This is a genomic window from Planctomycetota bacterium, from assembly GCA_035574235.1.
Taxonomy (GTDB): domain Bacteria; phylum Planctomycetota; class MHYJ01; order MHYJ01; family JACPRB01; genus DATLZA01.
Genome location: DATLZA010000203.1, coordinates 1 through 14,463, shown reverse-complemented (window position 1 = coordinate 14,463; position 14,463 = coordinate 1). Strand labels below are relative to the sequence as shown.

At 70.2% G+C, this 14,463-nt stretch carries 12 protein-coding genes; 5 read left to right on the top strand and 7 right to left on the bottom strand.

Features of this window, described 5'->3' with window-relative positions; translation table 11 throughout:
- The 4 genes from VNO22_18930 to VNO22_18915 all read left to right on the top strand — a co-directional run.
- On the top strand, positions 1-1,443 hold a 1,443-nt coding region (locus tag VNO22_18930; protein HXG63454.1), incomplete at its 5' end, for a sulfatase.
- 90 nt (positions 1,444-1,533) lie between these two features.
- Complete coding sequence (locus VNO22_18925; protein ID HXG63453.1) at positions 1,534-1,890, top strand: hypothetical protein; 357 nt, start codon at positions 1,534-1,536, stop codon at positions 1,888-1,890.
- Positions 1,891-1,897: 7 nt separating this feature from the next.
- Complete coding sequence (locus tag VNO22_18920) at positions 1,898-2,362, top strand: GNAT family N-acetyltransferase (protein HXG63452.1); 465 nt, start codon at positions 1,898-1,900, stop codon at positions 2,360-2,362.
- A gap of 48 nt (positions 2,363-2,410) precedes the next feature.
- Complete coding sequence (locus tag VNO22_18915; protein HXG63451.1) at positions 2,411-3,841, top strand: HD domain-containing phosphohydrolase; 1,431 nt, start codon at positions 2,411-2,413, stop codon at positions 3,839-3,841.
- On the opposite strand, the gene VNO22_18910 is transcribed toward VNO22_18915, so the two are convergent.
- Genes VNO22_18910 through VNO22_18900 form a run of 3 tightly spaced genes read right to left on the bottom strand, consistent with a single transcriptional unit; the run spans position 3,830 to position 6,725 of the window.
- Positions 3,830-4,915, bottom strand: a complete 1,086-nt coding sequence (locus tag VNO22_18910) for a hypothetical protein (protein HXG63450.1) — start codon at positions 4,913-4,915, stop codon at positions 3,830-3,832. The genes VNO22_18915 and VNO22_18910 overlap by 12 nt on opposite strands.
- Entirely contained in the window at positions 4,912-6,330 is a 1,419-nt protein-coding gene (locus VNO22_18905) for a hypothetical protein (protein HXG63449.1), read from the bottom strand. Before VNO22_18905 ends, VNO22_18910 begins: the two co-directional genes overlap by 4 nt.
- Complete coding sequence (locus tag VNO22_18900) at positions 6,327-6,725, bottom strand: sigma-70 family RNA polymerase sigma factor (GenBank protein HXG63448.1); 399 nt, start codon at positions 6,723-6,725, stop codon at positions 6,327-6,329. Before VNO22_18900 ends, VNO22_18905 begins: the two co-directional genes overlap by 4 nt.
- Positions 6,726-6,961: 236 nt before the next feature.
- Between VNO22_18900 and VNO22_18895 the strand changes: the two genes are divergently transcribed.
- Complete coding sequence (locus VNO22_18895; protein HXG63447.1) at positions 6,962-8,185, top strand: LamG domain-containing protein; 1,224 nt, start codon at positions 6,962-6,964, stop codon at positions 8,183-8,185.
- A 9-nt stretch (positions 8,186-8,194) separates the two neighbouring features.
- On the opposite strand, the gene VNO22_18890 is transcribed toward VNO22_18895, so the two are convergent.
- The 4 genes from VNO22_18890 to VNO22_18875 are packed head-to-tail and all read right to left on the bottom strand — an operon-like array spanning position 8,195 to position 14,242.
- Complete coding sequence (locus VNO22_18890) at positions 8,195-11,332, bottom strand: efflux RND transporter permease subunit (protein ID HXG63446.1); 3,138 nt, start codon at positions 11,330-11,332, stop codon at positions 8,195-8,197.
- Positions 11,329-12,432 (bottom strand): efflux RND transporter periplasmic adaptor subunit, encoded by a 1,104-nt coding sequence (locus tag VNO22_18885; GenBank protein ID HXG63445.1) that lies wholly within the window; start codon positions 12,430-12,432, stop codon positions 11,329-11,331. The genes VNO22_18890 and VNO22_18885 overlap by 4 nt, the downstream gene beginning before the upstream one ends.
- On the bottom strand, positions 12,429-13,820 hold the full coding sequence (locus VNO22_18880; GenBank protein HXG63444.1) for a TolC family protein: 1,392 nt from the start codon (positions 13,818-13,820) through the stop codon (positions 12,429-12,431). The genes VNO22_18885 and VNO22_18880 overlap by 4 nt, the downstream gene beginning before the upstream one ends.
- The gene (locus tag VNO22_18875) at positions 13,799-14,242 is read right to left on the bottom strand and encodes a MarR family transcriptional regulator (protein ID HXG63443.1); all 444 of its coding nucleotides are present in this window, start codon (positions 14,240-14,242) and stop codon (positions 13,799-13,801) included. Before VNO22_18875 ends, VNO22_18880 begins: the two co-directional genes overlap by 22 nt.
- Between the last annotated feature and the right edge of the window lie 221 nt (positions 14,243-14,463).

The following is a 14,463-nucleotide window of genomic DNA, read 5'->3' as shown; positions in this document are numbered from 1 at the left end:
GACGAGATCGTCCGGGATCCCGCCACGGGAATCGCGTACTCCACGGGGGAACTCTATCGCCTCCGTCGCGCCGACCGGGCGGGGCCGCTGACGCATCTCGTGGCCGCGCTTTTTCCGCGTCGGGACGCCCTGGGAGAGCCGCCGCCGGACGCGCCCGTGCGGATCGTGCGCCGCCCGGTCGTTCCGATGGAGCGGTATCTGGCCCGCGTGGACCTTTCGTCGGTACGGCGCTGGAACGTGGTCGTGGCGCTCGTCGATTCCCTGCGCGCGGACCGGCTCGCGGCGGGCGGAAGCCCCCGCGAGATCATGCCGGCCGTCGAAGCCCTGGCGCGCGAGGGGCGGGTTTTCACGGACTGTTACACGCAGGCTTCGCACACGGACTACGCCGTGCCGTGCGTGTTCTCCTCGCACTATCCGCTTCGGGCGCGGGAGCCCTATCGGTACCCGGACGATCCCCCGTGGGCGCGGGTCCTGGTCTACGATCTCCTCAAGGCGCTGGGCTACCGGACGGCGATCTTCTCCTCTCAGAACGAGGGGTGGGGCCGCATGGACCGGTATCTTCGGACGCCGGGGCTCGAGGTCTATTTCGACGCCCGGAGGCGCGGCGGGATCGTTCCCACGGCGGCGATCGACGACCGGGAAACCGTGGACGAAGCGATCCGCTGGGTGGAGGGGCTCGGGGAAGCGCCGTTCTTCCTGGCGCTGAACCTTCATGCGCCGCATTTGCCGTACACGATTCCTCCCGATTTTCCGCGCCGGTTCGGACCCCGGGAGATCGATTTTCCGCTGACGATCGGCTGGTTTCCTCCGGAGAAGACGGAGGCGGTGAAAGGCCTTTACGAGGATGCCCTGGCCTATGCTGACGCGCAGCTCGGGAGGCTTTTCGCCGTCCTGCGCGGGCGGGGCCTCTGGGAGCGCACCGTGGTCGTCGTCTGCGGGGATCACGGGGAAGGCTTCTACGAGCACGGCCTGGCGGCGCACGCCAACAGCGTGTACGAGGAGGTCATGCGGGTGCCCCTCGTTCTGCGCGCCCCGGGGCTGGCGTCGGGGACGGACGGCCGACCCGCGCAGCTTCTGGATGTGCCTCCCACGCTCTGCGATCTTCTGGGGCTTCCGGCGCATCCGTCGTTTCAGGGAACGAGTCTCGTGGCCGCGGGCGTCCGGCCGGAGCGGTCGCGGTATCTTCTTTCGGACACCGCGTGGACGACGCATCTGGGAATCGTGCGTTCGGGGCTCAAGCTCATTTACGATTCGCGCGAGGGCCGGACGGCGCTTTATGATCTGCGCCGGGATCCGGGGGAGAGGGAGGACGTGTTCTCCGCGCGCCCGCGCGAGGCGGAAGATCTTCGGGCGCGCCTGGCGGCGTTCCGGCGGGCGCAGCTCGATTATTACTCGAACGGCCTTCGTCACCGAAGCGAGTATCCGCCGATTCTCGAGGAGTGAACGCGGGAGGCGCGGTTCCGCCGGCGCGCTTGACCGGCGAACTCCGGCCCCGTTATAGTTCAAAGAGAGTCCTCGGAGAGGAGGCCGGCCGTGTCCACCGCAGGGGAAGGGGTGACGGGGGAGATTCGCACGGGCGCCGGGGGCACGTTGCGCGCCACGATCGTTCTGGCCGCGGGGCCGCGGCGGTGCCTGGAATCCGTCCGCTTCGACGGCTCTCTCCGGGACGAGCCGCCGGGGTCGCTGGCGCGGCTCGAGAAGGCGCTGGCCGGAGCGTCGATCGACGAAGCGCCGGCGCGGATCGAGGAGTTCTTTTCCGCCCATCCGGGCGCGCTTCCGGGGGCCGATCCCGAGGAGTTTCTGACGGCGCTCTCGCTCGCCTTCATGAAGGTTCGGCGCACGCTCTCGGCCGCTCCCGACCCTGCGGCGTGGAAGAAAGAACGCCGGTAGAGGGCGCGTGATCGTCGTCCGGCGAGCGCGGGTCGAGGACGTGGACCAGATCGTCGCCTTGTGGCGCGAGATGTGGGATTTCCACACGCCGCTCGACCCTCGGTTCACGCGCACGCCGGTCGCGGAGTCCGTCATGGCGGAATGGATCGAGGGTCACCTCGCGACGGACCGGTCGGCGGTCTTCGTGGCGGAGGAGACGCCGGGGCGGCTCGAGGGCTACTGCCTGGCGATGATTCTCGAGAATCCCCCCGTGGTTCCGTGGACGCGGTTCGGGTACGTTTCGGAGATTTCCGTGCGGCGCCGGCGGCAGGGGATCGGCGGGCGCCTCCTGGAGGCGGCGCACGGGTGGTTCCGGGAGCGGGGGCTGGCGTACGCGGAGGCGAACGTCTCGGTTCGCAACGAGCCCGCCCGTCGCTTCTGGCGCAAACACGGGTACGGGGACTTCCTGGAGCGGCTGCGCAAGGAGCTCTGAAGCCGCTGCGGTGCGGGCCGGGGAACGGACGATGTTGTCTGAAAGGCGATGATCGGCGAAGAACGTCCGGTGCGTCCGGAGCGGATTCCGGTGGCGCGGATCCGTTCGCGCGGGCTGCCCGGCCGGCGCGAACCCACGGAGGAGGAGCTCGCGCGACTGGCGGCCTCCATCCGGCGGTACGGCGTTCTGCATCCTCTCGTCGTCCGTCCCTCGGGGAGGGATTACGAGGTGGTCTGCGGGGAGCGCCGGTACCGGGCCTGCCGGCGCCTGGGCCTGGGCGAGGTTCCCGCGTTCGTGCGGGACCTGGACGACCGGGAGGCGTTCGAGCTGCTGGTGGCCGAGAACGCCCGGAGGGATCCTCTGGCGCTGGAGGAACGCGAGGAGATGCTTCGCCGCCTGCGGCGGCTCTTCCCCGGCCGCAAGCCGGAGGAGCTTCGGGAGTGGGTGGCGCCCTTCGAGGTTTTCGCCGGCACCGTGGAGCTGCCCGAGTGGCTCGACGAGATCCCGGAGACGCCCGGCCGAGGGGAAGACGTGTCGGTGGTGACGTCCGCGGCGGCGCCGCGGTCCGGCGACACGCAGCTTCTGGTGCCCTCGGGCGGCATGGTCGTGCGGCGGCGGAGCCTTCTGGGGCGCGTGCGGCTTCTTCTGCGGAAGCTTTCGCGCTCGGGATCGCTCGACGCGGATCTTCTGCGGGGCGCCGTGAGCGAGCTTATGCGGCGCTTCGAGAAGGGGCCGATCTGGGATTTTCTCGATCTCACCTACCGGGCCCGGACGCGCAAGTACGTCTCGCGCCACTGCCTGAACGTGGCCAAGCTCGCGCTCTTCCTGGCGCATTCGATCGGTCTGCCCCGGGAGGAGATCGAAACCGTGGCCGTGTGCGGCCTCCTCCACGACGTGGGGATGATGAAGATCAAGGACGAAGTCTTCACCAAGCACGCTGCTCTCGACCAGGAAGAGTGGGAACAGGTCAAGGGCCATCCGATCGAGGGGGCGCTGCTTCTCACCAAGGAGGTGGTGCTGCGGGACGTCGTCGCGCGGGTTGCTCTGGAGCATCACGAGCGTCCGGACGGGAGCGGGTATCCCGCGGGTAAAAAGCGCGAGGAGACCCATCTCTACGCGCGGCTCATCAACGTGGTGGACACCTACGGGGCGATGGTGTCCCCGCGCGCCCACCGGCTGCCCCTTCTGCCCCACCAGGCGATGAAGATCGTGATGGACGACGGGGCCAAGGGGATGCTGGACTGGGACCTCGTGCAGGCCTTCGTGCGCGCGATGTCGATCTATCCTCTGGGCAGCTACGTGCGCCTGGAAGGCGGAGAAATCGCGCGCGTGGTGCGGGCGCAGCCGGAAATTCCCGAAAAACCCGTCATCGCCGTGGTCGCCGACGCCCAGGGGAACATCCTGCCGAACCCCGTGGAAATCGATCTGGCGATGACGGAGCCGATGCCGCGCATCGAGCCGATCGCTTCACCGCTGTGAAGCGGCCCGCGGCCCTTCCGCCGGTCCCGTAGGGATGATCACCTCGAAATCGCGCCCCCGCAGGGGACGCTCGTGGAGCGACTCGAGGCCCTGAATTCGGCGGTCCGGAGCGATCGACACGGCCCACTCGATCCCGTTGTCCGCCACGATCATTCCGTACTTCTTCAGGCCCTTGAGGATGGCCTGAACGTGAGGCGGGTAGGGGCGGATGTCGAAATCGCGCCGCAGGCGGAAGCGCTCGCCCATCCGGGGCCAGAAAGGGTCGTTCCCGTGGCCGGCCTGGTGGGTGGCCGGATAGACGTAGGCCTTCCGCGTGCGGCGGATCGTCACGCGCAGGGCATGTTCGACCATGCCCCGCGCGCACTCGTCGTAACGCACCACGGCGGGGAAGATCGGCAGACCGGCCGCGTCGGCCGAGGTCCAGTCCCTCGGGCGCAGGCGGTTGGAGGCCATGTCGAAGACGGCGGCGCCGGCGGCGCGCCAGCCGCCGTCCGTCCGGAAGGCGTGGAAAAGCTCGTAGAGGCGGTTCCGGACCGGATCGACCACGAGGACGTGCCGGTCTCCATCGCCTTCGCGCTGGACCTGCTCCAGGGTCTTGCCCGCATAGCCGGGCCAGAGCGGCCACCCTTCGATCGGAGCTTCGTCCGGAATGGGATGCGGGCCGGGGTCCGACTCGGCCGGATAGCTCGTGATCTCGACGGGCACGGGCGGCTGGCGGGGGGGGATGAGAATGAAGCCCATGTCCAGGTTGAAGCGGAAGCGCTTGTCGGCTCCCACGGCGGCCACGATCTTTTCGGAATCCGGATGGAGGGGGCGATCGGAAATGTCTTCGTTCCAGGGGTTGTCCTTGGGGAAGATCTGGAGGGCCGAGACGACGGCGTCCGCCTCGGGCGTGTCGAAGAGGATCGGCCGGTCGATCCTCGGCAGCGGCGGCAAGGCGCGGCCTTCGTGGTTGATTTTCGGAAGCGGAACGGCCGCGGAAGGGGGCGGGGGAGGCGGCGCCGAAGGGGACGGGACGTTCGGACGGCAGGAAGCGAACGCGGCCAGCACCGTGAGGAGGCCGAACCGTCTCACGGTCTTAATTCCACGACTCGGACGGATTTGACCCAGATCGTGCCGCGGGACTCGCTTTCTCCGTAGAAGATGCCGAGGTTCGTGACGGAGGAGCCGGGAGGGACGCGGCCGGAATAGCGGTCCGGGGAGGTCGAGACGAAGTCATCGAAATCGAGCGTCACGGTTCTCCAGGCCGAACCGCGGAGAGCCATGAACTCGCGGCGGAAATTGACGCGGGCGTCCTCGGCGAAGAACTGGACGTACATCTTGGCCGCCCGGTCGCAGCGGTAGACGAGCGTGAGCATGCCGCGGATCGGCACTTCGAAGAGCGGCGGCTTCTGGGAGGCGATCGTGACCACGCCGGCGAAAACCGGCGGCTGGGGCCGGCCGCGCGCCGTGCCGCCTTCGAAGTCCGCCTCCCAGGCGCCGGGTCGCGAGAAATCGTCGAAGAAGAGCAGCCGCTCCGGGGACCGGTGGCCGCGGGTCCACGACCAGGCGCGCGGATCGGCGGGGACGGGGTCGGACGGCGGGCCGTCCTCCGCGGCCGTGACGCCCTGGCCGGCGCGGGCCAGGGCGCGCCCGCGCGCGTTGCGCACCTCGACGCGTCCGCGCTCGACGGCCACGTGGGTGCGGTTCCGGATCGTCTTGACGATGCAGGAGGCGGCCTCGGGGCGCACCTCGCAGGCGCGGGTGACGACCCGGGGGGACGGAGAGCCCGGAGGATGCTCCAGGAGGAGATCGCCTTTGTCGAGCTGGAGAACGAGGGCGTCCTCCAGCCGGACTTCGACGACGCTTCCAGGGGCCAGGAGGATGAACTGATCCTCGGACCACTCGAGCCGGACGAGGGAGTTCGCGCGCACCACGTCGCCGGCGGCAAGAGCCAGGTCCTTCTGGCGGCCTCGGAGAGTTCGGTCGCCCACGTCGAAGGATCCTTCCACTTCGGGCACGAGGGCGGTCGCCCGCGGCGCTTCGACGGTTCGCGCCGGGGAAGGGGGCGTGGGGGGAGGCGGTTGCGGGAGCGCCGCCGGCGCGGGGGGAGCCGGTTCGGGCGTCGCCGGAGGGGCGGCGGGCCGTTCCTCGGGGCGTGTCGGCGGCTCGGGACGCGGGGCGGGGGGAGAAATTACGGGAGCCGGCGCCCGGGTGGGAGGCGGATCCAACTTCGGATGTACCGCGGGCGCCGGCCCAGGGTTGTCGGTTCGGGCCAGAGGAGCGGGGGCGGGGGGACGCGGCGCGGGCGAGGGCCGTTCCGCCCGCGGGACGAGCGCCAGGAGCATCACGGCCGCGACGGCGGCGGCCGCCGCCGCCAGGAGCGCCGCGGGCGCGAAGAACGGGGATCGAGCGCGTCGCTCCCCGCGCCACCGCGCCGCCAGGCGGCGCGACGGCACCTCGAGCTTGCGGTAGAACTCGTCGAGTCGGCGCTCCAGGTCGTCGTTCATCGCCTCACCAGCCTTTCGCGCAGCCTCGCGTAGAGGCGCGAAAGGGTTTTCGTCACCGTGCCCAGCGGCTTGCCGAGACGCCGGGCGATTTCCTCGCAACTCAGCCCTTCGCCGTGCCGCAGCGCCAGGAGTTCCTGGGCTTCCGGCGGAAGCTCGGCGATCGCCTCGGCCAGCTCGGGGTCGGCTCCGGTCTCGCCGGCGAACGGGTCGGCCGCCGGGGGTTCGGGCGCGGCGGTCATCGATTCCGCCCTCCGACGCGCCCGGAGCCATTCCCGGCAGACGAAGGCGGCCGTCGAGAGAATCCAGCTCCCGAAGGCGCGGTCCTCTCTCAGGCGCGCCAGGCCCTGCCAGCCGCGAAGGAAGGTTTCCTGGGCCAGGTCCTCGGCCGAGGACATCTCCTTCGTTCAGCCGTACTGGCGGGCGATCACGGCGCGGGCATACCGGGCCACGAGGCGGCCATAGGCTTCGCGATCACCCTTGCGCGCCGCCCGGACCAGGGCCTCGTCATCCATATCTAGGGTGACTATACCCGAGCCGCGTGCGGCAGAAAAAATTTGGTCGCAAAACGGGCGTGGGCGGTCACTTTCCAACGAGGGGCGGGTTCAGGGGGTTTTGGGGAGGCGTTCGGGCGATGAAGCTCAAGCGTCGGATCGGTCGGGCGGTGCGTCTTCTCGGAGTGGCGGTCCTGGCGACGGGGGGAGCGGGGGACGGGCGGGGAGCGGCGCCGGTGCGCGCCGCGGCGCAAAGCGGCCCGCTCATTCCGGAGCTGGTGGGCTACTGGCGCCTGGATGAACCGGCCACGGCGACCCAGGCGGCGGATTCGTCCGGATACAACAACCACGGCACCTACGGCGGGCCCGTTCGGAGCACCGAGCTGCCGCCGATGACGAATTTTTCGTGCAACTCGGCCAGCCGTTCCTTCGTGCAGTCGGAACAGGATGCGGTGCGCGTGCCGGATTCGGCTTCCTTGAGCATGACGGGCTCTCTCACGCTGGCGGCGTGGATCCGACCGACGTTGGACAGTTCGACCCAGCAAGGGATCATCGAAAAGTGGGAGTGGACCGGGTCCGCGGCGATCCGGGGATATATGATGAGGTTGAATTCCTCGGAGCATCTCAGCTTCGCGGTGTGCCATAACACCGGAAACAACGGCATTTCGACCGCCCCGCGGACGATTCCCTTGAACACCTGGACCCATGTGGCGGCGACGTACGACGCGGGAACGCAGCAGATGACGATGTACGTCAACGGCAACCCGGATCCCACGACGGGTACCGCCACCGCTCCCGCGGACGGTTCGTCGCAGCTGGTCCTGGGGGTGGGCATGGATGCGCACTTCTTCAACGGCCAGATCGACGAGGCCCGCGTTTACAACCGGTCGCTGTCGCAGGCGGAGATCAATATCCTGCGCACGGGGCAGGCGCCGCCGGGGGGGCTTTTGGCGACGGAAGGGCTGAACCAGGTGACCTTGGACTGGGCGCCGGCGGCGGGCGCCACGCGGTATGCGGTGTACCGCATGGATGCGTCCCTTCCCGCGTTCACGCTCCTGGCGACTCCGGCGGCTCCGCCGTACACGGACACCACGGCGACCGGCGGTGTCTCGTACACGTATTACGTCACCGCGATTTCCGTCATGGAGAGCTGCCCGTCCAACCAGGTGACGGCGACGCCTCTTTCGGCGCCTCCTCCCTCGACTCAGCCCCGGACGGGCGACCATGAGGAAGGCTTCTTCGACGGCGGCCGGTGCAGCTGCGGAAGCTCCATTCCTGCGGGGGTCGCCCCCCAGGCGCTCCTGGCCGCGGCGGGCCTGGCGGCCGCCGTGGCGGCGGGGCGGCGCCGTCGTTTTTCGCGGTAGATCCCGGAATTACGGTCCCGGGCGGGCCGCGGGCACCGCGGGTTCCTCGGCGGGACGGGGTTCCTCGGGCGCCTCGTCCTCGAGCGGGCGGACGCGGCCCGGAAGAATGAGATAGGCGCACGGCACGACGAAAAGCGTCAGGAGCGTCGAAACCGCCATCCCGCCGATCACGACGAGCGCCATCGGGATTCGCGTCTCGGCCCCCGGCCCGAGGGCCAAGGCCGGCGGAAGCGCCGCCGCGATCGTCGAAATCGACGTCATCAGCACCGGCCGGAGCCGGATGGGGCACGCCTCAAGCAGGGCCTCCCGCACGCCGCGTCCGCGCTGGCGGAGCTGGTTGGTGAACTCGACCAGAAGAATGGAATTCTTCTTCACGATCCCCATGAGGAGCACAATCCCAATCATGCTGTACATGTTGAGCGACTGGTCCGCCGCCCAGAGCGCGGCCAGCGCCCCGGTCACGCTGAACGGCATCGCCAGGAGCACGAGGACGGGGTGGACGTAGCTGTTGAACTGGGAGGCGAGGACCATGTACGCCACCACCACCCCGAGGCCGATCGCGAAGAGGAAAGCCCGGCCGCTCTCGGAGAAGAAGCGGGACGAGCCCGTCTCCTCGAGCCCGTATCCCGGGGGCAGCACTTCGCGGGCGATCGCCCGGATGCGCTCGGAGGCGGTCTTCTGGGAAGCGCCCGGGGCGAGGTTGGCCCGGACCGTGATGGCCCGGGCCCGGTTGCGCCGCGTGATGCTCTGGACGCCGGGCGTCTCGACGAGCCGCACGACCTCGGACAGTTTCACGAGCCGCCCGTCGCGGCTGCGGACGGTGAGGCGCTCGATGTCCTCGGGGCGCGAGCGCTGGTCGGAAACCAGGCGCACGCGCATGTCGTAGCGGTGCCCGCCCTCCTCGAACTTTCCGACCCGGACGCCGCCGATCAGGGCGTTGATCGCCGTGCCGATGTCGAGCATGCTGACGCCGAGTTCGGCGGCGCGGCGGCGGTCGGGATAGACGCGGACCTCGGGCATGCCCACGAGGTAATCGCTGTGGACGTCCACGAGGAGGCCGGTCTCCCGCATCTTCTCCATGAGGCGTTCCGAATACTCCCCGAGGCGGGCCCAGTCGTCGCCCGTGACGGCGAACTCGATGGGGAACGTGGTGCCGCGGCCCGTGAGGCCCCTCATGGAGAGGTCGCTCACGTAGGCGCCGCGCATTCCGGGAATCGAGTTCAGGCGCGCCCGAAGGATTCCCATGAACTCGTGCTGGCTCATGGGTTCGCCGGGATTCCGCAGGCTCGGCGGCCGTTCGCGCCGGGGCTTCAGGGTCATGAAGATGACGCCCGTGTCCACGTCTCCTCCGCCGAAGCCTCCGACGACGCTGAAATAGCGGTTCACGGGGCCCCGGGTCCGCTGCTCCTCGAGGAAACGCTCGGCCTCCCGAAGGCGCGCGTCCGTGTAGTCGATGGAGGAGCCCACGGGGGTCTGAAAGCGCACGAGAACCATGGACTGATCCTGGGGCGGCACGATCTCCTGGCGCAGGCGGGGCAGGAGGAAAAGCGACGCCCCGAACCCCGCCATCGAGAGCGCGACGACCGCCCAGCGCCACCGCAGGCACGGGGCCAGGACGGCGCGGTAGGCGTTCGCCAGCCCGCGGAAAAACCGGGAAAGGAACCGGTTCTCGTCGGCGACCGAAAGCATCTGGGCGCACCGCATCGGCGTCAGCGTGATCGCCTCGAGGAGCGACAGGGCCACCGCCACCGACAGCGTCACGCCGAACTGGTAAAGAAACTTGCCGATCAGGCCCTGGACGAACGCGATCGGGAGGAAGATCGCGATGATGGCCAGGGTCGCCGCGAAGGCGGCCATCATGATCTCCCGGGTGCCGTTGCGGGCCGCCCGGGCGCGGGGCTCCCCGCGCTCCCGGTGGCGCACGATGTTCTCGAGCACCATGATCGCGTCGTCGACGACGATGCCCACCGCCAGGGACAGCGCCATGAGCGTGAACGTATTGATCGTGAAGCCGAGCGCGTAGAGGAGAATGAAGCTCCCCACGATCGACGTGGGGATCGCCAGGAGCACGTTCAGCGTGGACGTCCAGGACCCGAGGAAAAGCCAGCACACGATCGAGGTCAGAATCACCGAGAGCACCAGCGTGAACTGGATCTCGTGGATGGATTCCTCGACGAAGACGGTGATGTCCGAATTGACTTCGAGCGTCATTCCGGGCGGAACCTCGGGCTGGATTTCCCGGATTCTCTCGCGCACCGCGCGGGCGACCTGCACGGCGTTGGCCCCGTACTGTTTCTTGATGCCGAGCCCCACGGCCTGGACCCCCAGCGCGCGCGCCAGGCGCCGCCGGTCCGCCAGGCCGTCCTCCACGACGGCGACGTCGCCCAGGAACACGGGGGCGTCGTTGCGGTGAGCGATGACGATCGAGCGGAACTCCTCGGCGGAGGGCGCCTCGCCGAAGGCCCGCACGTTCGACTCGCGCGTGGAGGACTCCAGGCGGCCGGCCGGAACCTCCACGTGTTCCCGGCCGAGGGCGGCGATCACGTCGGCCACCGTCAGGTCCCGCGCTTCGAGCTCCTCCAGTTTGAGCCAGATCCGCATGTTGCGGTCGAGGTATCCGCCCAGAATCACCTCGCCGACGCCCGGGACGGTCTGGAGGCGGTCCTTGAGGCGGTACCGCGCGAAGTGGACGAGGTCCGGGTACGGCACATGCCCGGACAGGGCGATCCACATGAAGGCGTTGTCATCGGCGTTGGTCTTTTCCACGGTGGGCGGGTCAATGTCGTGCGGGAGGAGCCGCTGGGCCTGCGCGATCTTCGTCTGCACCTCCTGGACGGCGGCGTCGATGTCCCGGCCGATCTCGAACTCGATGTTGAGGGACGCCCGGCCCTGGCGCGCGGTCGCGGTGATTTCCTGGATCCCCTGGACGCTCATGACGGCGTCCTCCAGGACGTCCACGACCTCCGTTTCCATGATCTCGGGCGAGGCCCCTTCGAGGGCCACCTCGACGCGCACGGTCGGGAAGTCCACGTCGGGCATCTGGCTGACGCCCAGGCGGTCGAAGCAGATCAGCCCGAAGACGATGAGAAACGCCGAGAGCATCCAGGCGAAGACGGGGTTACGGATCGAGAGATCGGAGAGGTTCATGGCGCGGCCTCAACGATGTCGACCTCCATGCCGTCGCGCAGCGACGCCGCGCCGTCGGTCGCGATCCTCGCGCCGGCCCGGAGGCCCTCGAGGATTTCGACGTGACCGTCCAGGCGCAGGCCCAGGCGGACGGGGCGGGCCGCGGCGCGCCCGTCGGAGAGCTCGTAAACGAGGAACCCCCGTTCCGTGGGCAGGACCGCCCGCTCGGGCACGACGAGGGAGGTCTGCTTCCCCGTGACCGCGCGGACGCGGGCGAAGGCGCCGGGACGCAGGGACGCTCCGGCGGCGGCGATTTCTCCGCGACACTCGACGGCGCGCGTGACGGGGTCCGCTTTCTGGCTCACGTGGAAAAGCCGGGCGCGGAATTCCCGGCCGGGCTCCGTTCGCACGCTGAAGGTCACTTCCTGCCCGGGGGCCAGCCGCGCGGCCTCGAGCTCCGTCACCGGGAAGCGCAGATGCAGGGCGCTCACGTTGAGCATGGTGGCGACGACCGTTTCGGGGCGGACGTAGTCGCCCGTGGCGACGAGCTTGCGGTGGATGACGCCGGCCAGGGGCGGGCGGACGCGGGCGTCGCGGTGGTTCAGGCGCGCCAGCTCCAGCTCCACGCGGGCGCGCTCGACGTCCGCGCGGGCCTTGCGGGCGTCGGACCGCCAGGTGACCATCTGCTCCTCGGTGACCCATTCCTTTCCCTGGCGGCGGCCTTCCTCGTAGAGCTTCTCGCGGTTGGCCAGGAGCGTCTCGGCCAGTTCGGCCTGGGCTTTCGCGCGCTCGAGCTCGGCGCGCGCGCGCTCCTCGCCCAGGCGGTACCGGTCGATTTCGATTTCCGCCAGGACGCTCGAGGGGGTCACGGCGTCCCCTTCTTTGAAGGCCACGCGATCGACGATGCCGGCGACGCGCGCGGGGATCGAAAGCTCCTCGACCGCCTCGATCGTGCCGGTGGCCTCGATCGCGTACTCGACCTCGCGCGGGGCGACGACGAAAACCGTCGCCCGGGGTTTCCGGGCGGCCGCGGCGGAGGGTCGGGGCTGCTCCGGGGGACGGCAGGCGGCCGGACCGACCGCCAGAAGCGCCGCGAGGGTGAGGGACAGAGGAGTTTTCATGGCGCGTCTCCGGGGGAAAGGCCGCTCTGGACGGCCAGCCGCACCGAGGCCGTCTTGGCCTGGTAGCGGGCGCGGTCGCGGGCGAGGCGCGCCTGCTGGAGCGTCGTGAACGCGGCCAGGACTTCCAGGTTCGGAACGATGCCGCGGCGGTACTCCGCCTGGACGAGATCGTAGTTTTCTTCGGCGCTGCGCACGGCGGCTTCGAGCGCCCGGAGTTCCTGGAGGAGGGAGCCGACCTCGATCCACGCGCGGCGGACGTCCAGATCGATCGCGCGCCGCAGGCGGTCGAGCTCCAGCTCCGCGGAGCGGACGGCCGAACGGGCCTCGCGCAGGCGCGCCTGGGTCACGCCGCCCTCGAAGATGGGAATCTCGAAGGAGAGCGCGACATCCCAGGTCACGTCTTCGGAGAAGCCCTCGCGGTGGGTGTAATACCGGCTTTCGAGGTCTACGACGGGGAAGTACCCGGCGCGGGCGACGCCCACGGCCTGCCGGGCCGCTTCCACCCGCCGCTCCAGGGCGCGGAGGTCCCGCCGCCCGGCGAGCGCCCGGGCGAGGAAGCGTTCGACGGGCGGGGGCGGCGAGGGTTCGGGCCGCGTGTCGACGAGGTTGCGGGTTCCTTCGAAGCCGGCCAGGAATCCGAGGGCTTCCCAGGCCACGGAGAGCGCGCCGCGCAGGCGTTCCCGCGAGGCTTCCAGGGATGCGACTTCGGCTTCCTGCGCCAGCACCTCCGAGCGGCGCGAAATTCCGAGGCGCTGGCGCTGGGCGAGTTCCTCGAGGCGCTCGCGCGCCAGGCGCAAGGCGTCCTCGACGGTGGCCCGTTCGCGGTCGAGCTGGAGGACGGCGTAGAAGGCGTCGGCGACGTCGGCGTAGAGGAGGAGGCGGGCGTGGCGGAGCGTTTCCTCCTGCGCCTCGTAGAGGCGTCCCTGGCGCCGCAGCTCGTAGAATTCGGCCAGTCCGGAGAAGATCGGCTGGCGGGCGGCGAAACGGTATTCGGAGCGCCGCGGGTCGGTGAAGTTGCGGTCCACGGAGGTGGCTCCGGGGAGAGCCACGCGCTCCTGGAAGGTGACGGTGCCCTCGAACGTGAGGCGGGGGAGGACGGAGCCCACGACCTGTTCGTAGCGGGTGCGGATCCGGACGAGCTCCTCGCCGGCGAGGGCGAGGGTTTCGCTGCGATGGAGGGCCATGCGGTAGAGGTCCTCGAGGGAGAGGGCGTCGCGGGAGGAGAGTTCCCGGTGGGCGCGGAGGGCCTCCTCGCGGGAGGCGCCCGCCGGGGCGTCCTCGAAGAGGACGCGTTCGTAGAGGGCGCGGTCGCGGGCGGCGGTTCCGGCGCAGCCGGCGCCGAGCGCGGCCAGGGCGAGCGCGGCGGTCAGGCTTCCTTTCCGTTCCATTTCTCGAGGATCTCCCGCACGGTCTTGAGGGCGCCGGCCAGCCGGTCCATGTCCGCCGGCGCCAGGACGCGCCGGAGGCGCTCGAAGCGTTCGCGCCGCCGGCGGGCGTAGTCGGCCAGCATGCGGCGTCCTTTCGGGCGCAGTTCGAGGAGCACGCGGCGGCGGTCCTCGCGCGCGGGGCGCCGCCGGAGGTAACCCGCGCGCGCCAGCCGGTCGGCCAGTTCGGTGGCGGCCGGATCGGAGATGCCGAGCCTGCGGGCCACGCCCCCGAGAGGCGTGGGGCCCTCGAGCTCGAGGATCCAGAGGACCCGCATCTGTCCGAAGGTGACCGCCCCGGAGGCGGGCCGGCGCGCCGGGATCGCGAAAAAGCGGGCCAGGACGGACTGGAACAGGAGGTCTACTTCCTCCACGCGGCCCGGCATGATTCGGTCTCCGAAATATTCGGACGTCGAACTATTATACGCGGCCCGGAGCGGAAAGGGGAGGAGCGCGTCGAAAATCGGGGCGCGGGAGGACGCCTTACGTCGTCCGCGGGCGGGAGGGGCCGCCCTTGCGGGGCGCGGCGGCGGCGGGGGCGGCCGGCGGGGGGGCGCGCCGGCCGGACGGCTTGCGGGGGGCCTCCTCGCGGGGCTTCTCGGCGGGG

What these genes read in the sequence shown, in the direction of transcription:
- VNO22_18915 (HXG63451.1), top strand. Translation starts at nt 2,411, where the DNA reads ATGATCGGCGAAGAACGTCCGGTGCGTCCGGAGCGGATTCCGGTGGCG.
- VNO22_18905 (HXG63449.1), bottom strand. Translation starts at nt 6,330, where the DNA reads ATGAACGACGACCTGGAGCGCCGACTCGACGAGTTCTACCGCAAGCTC.
- VNO22_18875 (HXG63443.1), bottom strand. Translation starts at nt 14,242, where the DNA reads ATGCCGGGCCGCGTGGAGGAAGTAGACCTCCTGTTCCAGTCCGTCCTG.
- VNO22_18890 (HXG63446.1), bottom strand. Translation starts at nt 11,332, where the DNA reads ATGAACCTCTCCGATCTCTCGATCCGTAACCCCGTCTTCGCCTGGATG.
- VNO22_18895 (HXG63447.1), top strand. Translation starts at nt 6,962, where the DNA reads ATGAAGCTCAAGCGTCGGATCGGTCGGGCGGTGCGTCTTCTCGGAGTG.
- VNO22_18880 (HXG63444.1), bottom strand. Translation starts at nt 13,820, where the DNA reads ATGGAACGGAAAGGAAGCCTGACCGCCGCGCTCGCCCTGGCCGCGCTC.
- VNO22_18900 (HXG63448.1), bottom strand. Translation starts at nt 6,725, where the DNA reads ATGTCCTCGGCCGAGGACCTGGCCCAGGAAACCTTCCTTCGCGGCTGG.
- VNO22_18885 (HXG63445.1), bottom strand. Translation starts at nt 12,432, where the DNA reads ATGAAAACTCCTCTGTCCCTCACCCTCGCGGCGCTTCTGGCGGTCGGT.